At 65.0% G+C, this 8,871-nt stretch carries 18 protein-coding genes; 2 read left to right on the forward strand and 16 right to left on the reverse strand.

The window, feature by feature from the left end; translation table 11 throughout:
* Window positions 1-5: 5 nt before the first annotated feature.
* The 10 genes from SPMU_RS02840 to SPMU_RS17375 all read right to left on the reverse strand — a co-directional run bounded on the left by SPMU_RS02840 (window position 6) and on the right by SPMU_RS17375 (window position 3,546).
* Entirely contained in the window at window positions 6-422 is a 417-nt protein-coding gene (locus SPMU_RS02840) for a SufE family protein (RefSeq protein ID WP_088331745.1), read from the reverse strand.
* 61 nt (window positions 423-483) lie between these two features.
* A complete protein-coding gene (locus tag SPMU_RS02845; RefSeq protein ID WP_088331747.1) occupies window positions 484-723 on the reverse strand; it encodes a hypothetical protein in 240 nt (79 codons plus the stop codon).
* Window positions 724-749: 26 nt separating this feature from the next.
* The gene (locus SPMU_RS02850; RefSeq protein ID WP_140418385.1) at window positions 750-998 is read right to left on the reverse strand and encodes a hypothetical protein; all 249 of its coding nucleotides are present in this window, start codon (window positions 996-998) and stop codon (window positions 750-752) included.
* A gap of 28 nt (window positions 999-1,026) precedes the next feature.
* The gene (locus SPMU_RS02855) at window positions 1,027-1,314 is read right to left on the reverse strand and encodes a hypothetical protein (protein ID WP_211275697.1); all 288 of its coding nucleotides are present in this window, start codon (window positions 1,312-1,314) and stop codon (window positions 1,027-1,029) included.
* 12 nt (window positions 1,315-1,326) lie between these two features.
* Entirely contained in the window at window positions 1,327-1,656 is a 330-nt protein-coding gene (locus SPMU_RS02860; RefSeq protein ID WP_088331751.1) for a hypothetical protein, read from the reverse strand.
* Window positions 1,657-1,670: 14 nt separating this feature from the next.
* Window positions 1,671-1,967, reverse strand: coding sequence for a hypothetical protein (locus SPMU_RS02865; RefSeq protein ID WP_088331753.1), 297 nt, complete (start codon window positions 1,965-1,967; stop codon window positions 1,671-1,673).
* Window positions 1,968-1,994: 27 nt separating this feature from the next.
* Window positions 1,995-2,378, reverse strand: coding sequence for an envelope stress response membrane protein PspC (pspC, locus tag SPMU_RS02870; protein WP_088331755.1), 384 nt, complete (start codon window positions 2,376-2,378; stop codon window positions 1,995-1,997).
* Window positions 2,378-2,665 (reverse strand): envelope stress response membrane protein PspB, encoded by a 288-nt coding sequence (pspB, locus tag SPMU_RS02875; protein WP_088331757.1) that lies wholly within the window; start codon window positions 2,663-2,665, stop codon window positions 2,378-2,380. Before pspB ends, pspC begins: the two co-directional genes overlap by 1 nt.
* 1 nt (window position 2,666) lies before the next feature.
* The gene (gene pspA / locus SPMU_RS02880) at window positions 2,667-3,335 is read right to left on the reverse strand and encodes a phage shock protein PspA (protein ID WP_088331759.1); all 669 of its coding nucleotides are present in this window, start codon (window positions 3,333-3,335) and stop codon (window positions 2,667-2,669) included.
* Window positions 3,336-3,414: 79 nt separating this feature from the next.
* Window positions 3,415-3,546, reverse strand: coding sequence for a hypothetical protein (locus SPMU_RS17375; protein WP_281250974.1), 132 nt, complete (start codon window positions 3,544-3,546; stop codon window positions 3,415-3,417).
* A 263-nt stretch (window positions 3,547-3,809) separates the two neighbouring features.
* Here SPMU_RS17375 and pspF point away from each other — a divergent pair, with 263 nt between their 5' ends.
* Window positions 3,810-4,877 (forward strand): phage shock protein operon transcriptional activator, encoded by a 1,068-nt coding sequence (gene pspF / locus SPMU_RS02885; RefSeq protein ID WP_088331761.1) that lies wholly within the window; start codon window positions 3,810-3,812, stop codon window positions 4,875-4,877.
* Between the two features lie 69 nt (window positions 4,878-4,946).
* Window positions 4,947-5,555 carry a superoxide dismutase gene (locus tag SPMU_RS02890; RefSeq protein WP_088331763.1) on the forward strand — a complete coding sequence of 203 codons (609 nt, stop codon included), beginning with the start codon at window positions 4,947-4,949 and terminating at the stop codon, window positions 5,553-5,555.
* 369 nt (window positions 5,556-5,924) lie between these two features.
* On the opposite strand, the gene SPMU_RS02895 is transcribed toward SPMU_RS02890, so the two are convergent.
* The 6 genes from SPMU_RS02895 to SPMU_RS02920 form a co-directional block, all read right to left on the reverse strand.
* Entirely contained in the window at window positions 5,925-6,122 is a 198-nt protein-coding gene (locus SPMU_RS02895; RefSeq protein ID WP_088331765.1) for a helix-turn-helix transcriptional regulator, read from the reverse strand.
* A gap of 960 nt (window positions 6,123-7,082) precedes the next feature.
* Complete coding sequence (locus tag SPMU_RS02900) at window positions 7,083-7,349, reverse strand: DUF2312 domain-containing protein (RefSeq protein ID WP_088331767.1); 267 nt, start codon at window positions 7,347-7,349, stop codon at window positions 7,083-7,085.
* The gene (locus SPMU_RS02905) at window positions 7,349-7,570 is read right to left on the reverse strand and encodes a hypothetical protein (RefSeq protein WP_088331769.1); all 222 of its coding nucleotides are present in this window, start codon (window positions 7,568-7,570) and stop codon (window positions 7,349-7,351) included. Before SPMU_RS02905 ends, SPMU_RS02900 begins: the two co-directional genes overlap by 1 nt.
* The gene (locus tag SPMU_RS02910) at window positions 7,567-7,749 is read right to left on the reverse strand and encodes a hypothetical protein (RefSeq protein WP_088331771.1); all 183 of its coding nucleotides are present in this window, start codon (window positions 7,747-7,749) and stop codon (window positions 7,567-7,569) included. The genes SPMU_RS02905 and SPMU_RS02910 overlap by 4 nt, the downstream gene beginning before the upstream one ends.
* Complete coding sequence (locus tag SPMU_RS02915; protein WP_088331773.1) at window positions 7,746-8,207, reverse strand: helix-turn-helix domain-containing protein; 462 nt, start codon at window positions 8,205-8,207, stop codon at window positions 7,746-7,748. The genes SPMU_RS02910 and SPMU_RS02915 overlap by 4 nt, the downstream gene beginning before the upstream one ends.
* 117 nt (window positions 8,208-8,324) lie before the next feature.
* Window positions 8,325-8,852 (reverse strand): hypothetical protein, encoded by a 528-nt coding sequence (locus SPMU_RS02920; protein ID WP_088331775.1) that lies wholly within the window; start codon window positions 8,850-8,852, stop codon window positions 8,325-8,327.
* Window positions 8,853-8,871: the final 19 nt, after the last annotated feature.

Consider the following 8,871-nt stretch of genomic DNA (forward strand, 5'->3'; position numbering starts at 1 on the left):
GGCGATCAGAGGTAACGCGCGGCGGTTTCCCGGATGAGGTCAATCATGTTGGGGATGCCCTGTGTGCGGTTCGAACTGAGCTGGTTCTTGAGGTCGAAGGGCGCCAGCGCTCCTTCGATGTCCGCCGCCGCGATCTCGGTCGGCGCGCGATCCTGCACCGTCTTCAGGACCAGGGCGATGATCCCCTTGGTAATCGCAGCGTTGCTGTCCGCCAGGAAGTGGAGCGTGCCGGGTTCGCTGCGGGTGGGATAGACCCAGACCGAGGCGGAGCATCCGCGCACCAGTGTCGCGTCGGTCTTCAGCGCCTCGGGCATCGGCTCCAGCGCGCGACCGAGATCGATCAGGAGGCGATAGCGATCGTCAGCGTCGAGGAACTCATATTCTTCGCGGATTTCGGCGAGGTCGGGCGCGGTGTCTGGCATCGCGCTTTCGCCTAGCCCCTTGCCGGGGAGGCGGCAACCGGATCGATCGAAGAGGGGTGGATCAGAGGTCCACCCCGGCAGCGATGGCCTCCAGCTTGCGGATCCGCTCGCGCAGGTCCGCGATCTCGATACGGGCGCTGGCACCCGTCGGCATCGGCGTACGGGCGTCCGCGTCCTGGCGCAGTTGCTGCTCCTTCAGCCGGAGCCAGCCACGCCAGCCGGCGAGCCCGGCGGAGACCAGCATCCCCAGCCCAGCCAGCGCGGCGGTCGCCATGATCAGGTAGAAGCTTGGGTCGGACATGATGTCTGCTCCCTTGTTCGACGGTTTTAGCGGTCGCGCAGCTCTTCGATCTGTCGGCTCAGATCGACGCTGCCATGATTGTCGGTGATGAGGCGTTCCAGCACCGCGACCCGCTCCTTCAGTTGACGAACTTCGTCGCGGCTGGCGATCAGCTCGGTAGGGGCCGCCTGCTCGGCGCCCGCACGGCCCATCGCGCGGTACCGCTCCTTGGACGTGCGTGCGATGGCGGTGATCAAGACAATGGCAATCACCATGAAAGCGACAGACCAGGGCATCACGCTCTTCCTTTTGCTGTAGGTGGTTTCAGTTCGGGCCATCGGAAAGCGCCGGCACGTCGCGAAGGCTTTCGATCTGATCGGCAATGGCGATGCCCTTGTCAGTGACGATCCGCTCCAGCACTCGAACGCGCTGCTCCAGCCGTTCGGTATGGGCGGCATATTGCGCTGCCTTTTCCGCGGTTTGCGCGTTCAGCGCCTCCGCCATGCGCTCCTTGTGTTTCAGCCAGCGGCCAAACACGTTACTGCCAACACCGAGGATCACCGGCAGCCCGACAACGATCATGAAAAAGGTAAGAAAAACCCAGGGCTGCATGGCGCACGTTCCTTAGTTGGCGCGATTGCGCAATTGTTCGATTTCCTGCGCCACCATGTGGCCGCTGTCGGTGACGATGCGCTCGACGTTCTGGAGCCGGTCCTTGATCGACCCAAGTTCGGCACGAAGCTGGCCGTTCTCCTGCGTCAGCAGCTTGACCCGCTCGATCGTTTCGTCGTCGCGCTTGGGGTAGAGCGCCTGGCCCCATTGCCCGTCGAGCGGATAGCCGTTGCGGATGCGCATCCAGGTCGTCGCGACCCATCCGAGCATTGCAGCGACACCAACCGTGGCGATTACCGGGGCGAGGGCGGAGAATAACTGGATCTTTTCGGCCGCAGTCATGGCAGTTGTTCCTTTCAGCGGGTCCGCAGCTGCTCGATCTCGTGCGCGGTGCGGGTGGCGGGATCGGTGGCGATGCGTTCAAGGACGGCGATCCGCTCTTCCAGCCGGGTGACCATGCCGGTGAGCCGTTCGTTCTCGCCGGTCAGCAATTCGACCTTGCGGGTCGCCTCCGGCACATCCTTGCCGATGTTGCGGCCCCAATCGTCGCTGATCGAATAGCCGTGCTTGGCACGGATCCAGTTGTTGACCAGCCAGGCCCCTGTCGCGATCATCACGATCGCCAGTACGAAGAAGGGTCCTCCGACATTCATCGTTCGTCTCCTCTCCCGCACCTGCGCTCAGCGCAGGCGCTCGATCTCGTCAGCCAGCTGGGTGTTGCGGCTGGTGTAATGGGTTTCGATATCGGCGAGGCGCCGGTCCAGCTCACGAAACTTGGAGCGGACTTCGGCGGTGGTGCGCTTGGGATTGGTGCGCACGCCCTGCCAGAATTTGGCGTCCTCGGGCGATCCGTAGAGGTTCGCTGGCTTGTCCTCCGCCATCCATCCGATCAGCCAATAGGCGACCAGCGTCCACGGAAAGCCACCGGCGAGCGTCAGCAGGATCATCGCGATCCGAACCCACAGCACCTCGATCCCGGTATAGTCCGCGATCCCGGCGCATACGCCCTTCCACTTGCGGTCCTGGCGATTCAGGTAAAATTTGGTGCGGCGATTGTCGGCCATCAGTTCCTCCCCGGAATGCGATCTTCGAGGCGGTAGTCAGGCGCTGAGCGATAGTCGCCAAGGCCGGGGCGGAAGTCGGGATTGTCCGCGGCGACGATGCGCTCCACCGTGGTGACCCGGTCTTCCAGCCGCTTGGCCAGCGAGTGAAGCTCATCGAGCAGCGCTTCGTCCTCGGTCGTCATCGATCCGGGCGCCTGCTTCCACTTCGTAACATAGTGCATGATCAGCCACGGCAGCCCGATGAAGAGCATGCCGACGACAAAGATCGGTACGAGCACGTCGTCCATCTCAATTCCCCTTGTTCAGGCGCGCCTTCAGCGCGGCGAGGTCGGCATCGACGCGGTCGGCGGCCTTGAGCTCGGCGATCTCCTCGTCGAGGCTCTTGGGCAGGGCGCCCAGACCCATCGCGTCGGCGCGCCCTTCGGCTTCGTCGACCTTGCGCTCCAGCATCTCGAAGCGGCTGAAGGCATCGTGCGTCCGCGGGCCGTTCCACATCTCGCGCAGGCGGGAGCGATTGTTGGCGCTCTCCAGCCGCGTGGCGATGTTGTTCTGGCGGGAGCGGGCCTCGCGTAGCTTGCCTTGCAGCTTGGCGATGTCCTCTTCCGAGCTGCGCAGCGTGTCATCAAGGACGGCCACCTCCGCGCGGAGCTGCTCGATCATGTCGGTCGCCTTCTGGCGTTCCATGAGCGCCGCCTTGGCGAGATCTTCACGATCCTTGGACAGGGCGAGTTCCGCCTTCTCCGTCCAATTCGCCTCGATCTCCGACAGCTTGGTCATGTGGCGCCGCATCTCCTTAATGTCAGCGATCGTCCGTGCAGCGGAAGCGCGCACCTCGACCAACGTCTCCTCCATTTCCAGGATGATCATGCGGATCATCTTGGCTGGATCTTCTGCCTTTTCGAGCAGCTCCGCCATGTTGGCGGCGACAATGTCGCGGGTGCGGGAAAAGATGCCCATCAACGAAACTCCTGGTGATGCCCTTTTATAGGCTTGCCGCCGGAGCGAAGCGAGGGAAGACCCGCCCCGGCGGCGCCGTTCACGCCACCGCGTGAACGAGGGGGGCCGCGCCGCCGGCCGGGCCGACCGCGCCGATCACCATGGTGGTGCTGAACACGATGGCGAAGGCGATGGCGGTGAGGCTGCGGCCGATGTTGGCGAACTGGGTCATGGCGGGTCTCCTTGCTGAACCTGAGTATGTTACCGCCTTGGGCGGTTATGCCTCATGCTTTGCAGGCGCCGTGCCAATTTGGATTTTGCCTTTCCCGGAAAAACGACGCGGTCAGGAGAAAGAAGAAAAGCGGCGTAACTACAATGGCATGACGCGCTCGATACCCACCGGTTGCTTGGAGCGGTGTGATTTGCCGGCGTCAAACACATGTTGCCAACCGTTGGTAAGATGCGCCAAAGCTTGGGCGAACGGGGCGGCGGGCAATGGCAGAGCGGACGAGTCAGGTAATTGGCCAGTCGGGTGCGTTCCTTGACGCATTGGAGCGCGCCAGCCGGGCAGCCGCCTTGGATCGGCCGGTGCTCGTCATCGGCGAGCGGGGAACCGGCAAGGAACTGGTGGCGGAGCGCCTTCACCGCTTGAGCCCGCGATGGGACCAGCCGCTCGTCGTGATGAACTGCGCGGCATTGCCCGAGACGCTGATCGAGGCGGAGCTGTTTGGCCACGAAGCGGGCGCGTTTACCGGCGCGACCAAGGCACGGGTTGGTCGCTTCGAGGAAGCGCACGGCGGCACCTTGTTCCTCGATGAGCTCGGGACCTTGTCCATGGGGGCGCAGGAGCGGCTGCTGCGCGCGGTGGAATATGGCGAGGTGACGCGCATCGGTTCCTCTCGGCCGATCCGCGTCGACGTGCGGATCGTCGCGGCCACCAACGAGCATCTTCCCGACAAGGTCGATCGGCACGAGTTTCGCGCCGACCTGTTGGATCGGCTGTCCTTCGAAGTCGTGACGTTGCCGCCGCTTCGTGCGCGCAAAAGCGACATCCTGATCCTCGCCGACCATTTCGGACGGCGTATGGCGGCGGAGATGGGCTGGGATCGCTGGAACGGCTTTTCCCCGGCGGCGCAGGATGCGCTGCGTGACTATCGCTGGCCGGGCAACGTGCGCGAGCTACGCAACGTGGTCGAGCGCGCGGTGTATCGCTGGGAGCGGGAAGGGCCCATCGAGTTGATCGAATTCGATCCGTTCGAATCGCCTTACCGCCCGGGACGCAGCAGCGCGCCTGCACCCCAGCGGGAGCAGCAGCAGCCCGCGCCTCCCTTGTCGCGGTCGCCCGACCCGGCGCCGGCGAGCGACGGGGACGAAGTGGCTGCCTGCGACGTTGGCCCGTCCGACTTCAAGAGCCGGGTTGCGCTGTTCGAAAAGGAGCTGCTGTCGCGCGCGTTGGCGGAGAACCGCTTCAACCAGCGGGCAACCGCCGACGCGCTGGGGCTCAGCTACGATCAGCTTCGCCACGCGCTTCGTCGCCACGACCTGATCGGAGCGGTTGCGTAACGAGCCGGTCGGAGCCATTTGAGTGACGTCGCGTTCCCTTGCGCAAACCCCCAAAAGGAGGATCCCATCATGGCATTCGAACTTCCGCCGCTGCCGTACGACTATGACGCGCTGGAGCCGGTCATCTCCAAGGAGACGATGACCTTTCACCATGACAAGCATCATGCGGCCTATACCGCCAAGCTGAACGAGGGCGTCGCTGCCGACCCGAAGCTGGAAGGGAAGTCGGTCGAGGACATCCTCGGCATGATCTCGTCCTTGCCGCCGCTCGTGCGCAACAATGGCGGTGGCTATTGGAACCATGATTTCTTCTGGAAGATCATGACCAGCCCGTCGAAGAGCGGCGAGCCGACCGGCGCGCTGAAGGACGCGATCGACGCTTATGGCGGGCTCGACAAGCTGAAGGAAGATTTCAACGGCAAGGGCGCTGGCCAGTTCGGCTCGGGCTGGGCTTGGGTGATCAAGGATTCGTCGGGCGCGCTGAAGGTGACGTCGACGCCGAACCAGGACAATCCGCTGATGGACGATGCCAAGGAAAAGGGCACGCCGATCCTGGGCAATGACGTGTGGGAGCACGCTTATTACCTCACCTACAAGAACGATCGTCCCGGCTATCTGAAGGCCTGGTGGGATCTGGTGAACTGGGAAGAGGCCGGCCGTCGCTTCGACGCTGCCTGATTTCTTCTGCCGCTGATTGCGGAAAACAAGGGGCGGGCCTGATAGCCTGCCCCTTTTTTCGTGTCCGAACAATTTGCTCCAAGCGTCATGCTGAACTTGTTTCAGCATCCATCGTGCCACCAGCGGCGTCGTCGTATGCGGAGATATGGACCCTGAAACGAGTTCAGGGTGACGATGGGTTGAAAGGGTGTCCGGCGTGGCAGCGGAAGCGGATCGTCGCTGGCGTGTCGGCGCGCGGAGATCAGGCCCCGCTGGCTCCCTGAGTAGGATCAGGCACATTTTACACATCCTGCTGATTGCAGGGGGAAATCATAAATTGCCGGTTGAGAGATACCCCCTGAAATACCCCCAACCTTTACTTGGTTGAGGTCAGTGCACCGCCAAACTGCGGCGCTCCTCCTTCCATTGGTCAATGTCGGCCGACCACCAGCCCATGGCGTTGGCGCTTAGCCTAACGCGCCTTGGGAAATTTCCCTCGCGTTCGCGCCGATAGATGGTGGTGCGGCTTAATCCAGTCTCCCGGATCACTTCATTTGCCCGCAAGAAGCGGCCGCGGTCGGCGTTCATGTGAGGATCCTCCCGGCGCAGGCAGGCGGCGCGAATTTGGGTGTGAAGCGGTTCATCGTTCCGTCGCAGCCGTCCGCCCAGCAGGGCAGAGTTTCAGGTGCGGGCTCGCGCACCTCGTCGCGAACCCCGCAGGGGCAAGCGAAGCTGGCCACAGCGCTCATGACGGCGGCCCCAGCGGCAGTTCGGGCACCCGCTGCGCCTGCCACTCCGCGAAGGCGGTGGCATGCGCCGAGCAGAGATCTTTGCCTCGGCACGGCGTTGTGGTGCAGCTGGGGCACAGCAGCTTGTCGCAGGCGCCGCTCTTCTTCGTCGGCAACTTCAAGTCGCACAGCCGGGTCGCCGGTCGGCCGCAGGCGCACCGCTGCCGGCTCCGCGAATAGCAGACTATCGCGCTGCCGCCGCCGGGCAGAGGAACGACCTCGCAGGTCACTGCGCGGTGTTCCCGGCGCCGGCCGGTGATTCAACGGACCCGGCCGGCGACGAGCTGGTGATGAAGGGTAGGGCACGGCGCCAGCACCACGTTGCCCCAAGGAACGTGCGACGCCTTGCTTCGAGTAGATGCACGATCGGCCGCGACCCCTCGCTGGTCTGATCGGCACGCCGTCGATAGCTTCGCTGAAGCCCAGCTCTGTGGCCGCGAGCAGGTCATCGGGGGCAAGATAGATCGCGCGGGGCGCCATGAAGTCGGTGCGCATCGTGGCCAATGTGGACCTCACGCGCTCCTCGATGGACGCCGACGCTGGCCGAGGTCGGCGGCGCGCGGGCTTTCCCTGCTTTGTCGGTGCGGACGCCTTCTGACGATTGAGGAGCCGCTCCAGCCGAAGCGACTCGTCGTCGGTGAGCGCGCGTGTACGGCTCAGCGCGTCGAGCGTGGCGATCGCGTCTGCGATCGATGCGGCGTCGCCCGCAACGGAGCGGCCCATTATGCCGAGACCAAGCTGAGCTGTGATGCTTTGCCCATCACAGCATTCCCAGCGCTTGCATGTACACTTCGAGGGTCGCTTCCTCTTCCTGGTACTCCTCTCGGCGCTTCTTGCGGATCGACATAATTCGCTTGATCTGCTTCGGGTCGTACCCGCGGCTTTTGGCCTCGGCGAAGACGTCCTTGATGTCGTCGCCGATCCCCTTCTTTTCCTCCTCGAGCCGCTCGGCGCGCTCGATCAGGAGGCGCAGCTCCTCCGCCGCGACCTGGCCGCCGCCCATACCTTCGCCGCCTTCCTCGGCCATCAGCCGATCCCCAGCAGGGCGAGGATGCCCGCGGCGTCGAGCAGGTGGCCGACCACCTGGCCCAGGATGACGGCGCCGGCGCCGAGCACGACGCATTCGCCCAGCGAGCGAAGCAGGCTCGGTTCGTCGCGCTCCGCCTCGCATGCGACACAGTCGCAACCGATCGGATGAAGGCTGGGCAGGAATGGCTGGGCGAGATCCAGCGGGCGGTGCAGGCTCATGAGCGGCGCTCCCGTTTGTGGATGATGAAGTCGGCCGACGCTGCTGCGAGCATGGCGAGGACCAGGATGAGGGCGGCGATGTCGCCGCTGTTGCGCCCGTCCCGGGCGGCGATCGCGACGCCCAAGGCGAAGGCGATCGTCACCAGCGCGACGCGGATCCGGACGCGGTTTTTCGTCACGCGGCGGCATCCTGCGCCGGCACCGATTCGGGCTGCGAGCCAGCCAGCGGCTCGCACGCCGTGCAGAGATCCTGACCCTCAACCCACGCGCACTCTTCCCGTTCTCGGGAACATGGGCACCGCCAGCTGCAGGCGCAGACACGGCAGATGCGCGGCGTGTGGATCAAATCGCGCTCGCCACGCGCGATCGCGGCCAGGCTGTCGAGCACCGACCGGTCGAAGCGGAAGACGCTGCGCAGCGCGTCGATCGTGTGAATGGACGCTGGCACCTGGTCCGCCTCGATCCGCTCGAGCCACGCCACGCGATCATGCTCAGGCACGTGCGGATGGGTTGCGATTCGAGCCGCCACGTCCTGCAGGCTCAGCAGCTGCGCGGTGCGGCGCGCCTTGATGTACGAGCCGGGCGTGAATTTGGCCGTGGCGGTCCAGCTGGTGCGGGCTTCGGCGATCGTGGTCATGGGCGGCGTCCAGGCAGCACGAAGCCGCTCCGCGAAGCGCAGGGCGACGCGGACGGCGGATGTGGAAACGGAAGTCTCGGCGGCGACGGGCGCGGCGGCCGAGCCGGCCCGGTCAGATCAGGGCGGCGCCCTGGAGCGCGTGCGGCGCAAGCGGCGGTAGATGCTCAGCAGGCCCTGGCCATGCGCAACCGCGTGGCTCGTTTCCTGCACAGCCTTGTCGATGTCCGCGACGGTCGCTTCGGGCAGCGCCGCCAAGATCGCCCACTGTTCGGCCTCGCCATTCTCATGAGCGAATTGCGCGGCCGCGCGCAGCAGCTCCATTTGGCAGCCGAACTCGGCCTCGCGCAGCTGATCGGCGAGCGCGTTGTACGCATCACGGATCGGCGCGCCGACTAGGCCAGCCTTCTGCCAGGCGAGATCGAGGCGAAGCGCCAGATCAAGCGGGATTGACTCGGGGGTGGTCGGGTTCGCCCAATTGCGGACGGTGCTTTCGCCACGCTCGACGATCGTCGCCATGGCAGCCCAGCCGCCCACGACCGGATCGCCAGCGATTCGGTCCAGGGCCTGCTCGATCGAGCCAGGGGCGCGTGCGTGCGTCACCGCGTCGGCTCGGCGAGAAAAGCGTGCCTCGTTTCCGAGGGACATGCGCGCTCCGCCAGGGGAA

This window comes from Sphingomonas mucosissima (genome assembly GCF_002197665.1).
GTDB classification, from domain to species: Bacteria; Pseudomonadota; Alphaproteobacteria; order Sphingomonadales; family Sphingomonadaceae; genus Sphingomonas; species Sphingomonas mucosissima.

Excerpts from the sequence above, each read along its gene's own strand:
- SPMU_RS02840 (WP_088331745.1), bottom strand. The coding sequence starts at position 422 with ATGCCAGACACCGCGCCCGACCTCGCCGAAATCCGCGAAGAATATGAG.
- SPMU_RS02845 (WP_088331747.1), bottom strand. The coding sequence starts at position 723 with ATGTCCGACCCAAGCTTCTACCTGATCATGGCGACCGCCGCGCTGGCT.
- SPMU_RS02850 (WP_140418385.1), bottom strand. The coding sequence starts at position 998 with ATGCCCTGGTCTGTCGCTTTCATGGTGATTGCCATTGTCTTGATCACC.
- SPMU_RS02855 (WP_211275697.1), bottom strand. The coding sequence starts at position 1,314 with ATGCAGCCCTGGGTTTTTCTTACCTTTTTCATGATCGTTGTCGGGCTG.
- SPMU_RS02860 (WP_088331751.1), bottom strand. The coding sequence starts at position 1,656 with ATGACTGCGGCCGAAAAGATCCAGTTATTCTCCGCCCTCGCCCCGGTA.
- SPMU_RS02865 (WP_088331753.1), bottom strand. The coding sequence starts at position 1,967 with ATGAATGTCGGAGGACCCTTCTTCGTACTGGCGATCGTGATGATCGCG.
- pspC (WP_088331755.1), bottom strand. The coding sequence starts at position 2,378 with ATGGCCGACAATCGCCGCACCAAATTTTACCTGAATCGCCAGGACCGC.
- pspB (WP_088331757.1), bottom strand. The coding sequence starts at position 2,665 with ATGGACGACGTGCTCGTACCGATCTTTGTCGTCGGCATGCTCTTCATC.
- pspA (WP_088331759.1), bottom strand. The coding sequence starts at position 3,335 with ATGGGCATCTTTTCCCGCACCCGCGACATTGTCGCCGCCAACATGGCG.
- SPMU_RS17375 (WP_281250974.1), bottom strand. The coding sequence starts at position 3,546 with ATGACCCAGTTCGCCAACATCGGCCGCAGCCTCACCGCCATCGCCTTC.
- pspF (WP_088331761.1), top strand. The coding sequence starts at position 3,810 with ATGGCAGAGCGGACGAGTCAGGTAATTGGCCAGTCGGGTGCGTTCCTT.
- SPMU_RS02890 (WP_088331763.1), top strand. The coding sequence starts at position 4,947 with ATGGCATTCGAACTTCCGCCGCTGCCGTACGACTATGACGCGCTGGAG.
- SPMU_RS02895 (WP_088331765.1), bottom strand. The coding sequence starts at position 6,122 with ATGAACGCCGACCGCGGCCGCTTCTTGCGGGCAAATGAAGTGATCCGG.
- SPMU_RS02900 (WP_088331767.1), bottom strand. The coding sequence starts at position 7,349 with ATGGCCGAGGAAGGCGGCGAAGGTATGGGCGGCGGCCAGGTCGCGGCG.
- SPMU_RS02905 (WP_088331769.1), bottom strand. The coding sequence starts at position 7,570 with ATGAGCCTGCACCGCCCGCTGGATCTCGCCCAGCCATTCCTGCCCAGC.
- SPMU_RS02915 (WP_088331773.1), bottom strand. The coding sequence starts at position 8,207 with ATGACCACGATCGCCGAAGCCCGCACCAGCTGGACCGCCACGGCCAAA.
- SPMU_RS02920 (WP_088331775.1), bottom strand. The coding sequence starts at position 8,852 with ATGTCCCTCGGAAACGAGGCACGCTTTTCTCGCCGAGCCGACGCGGTG.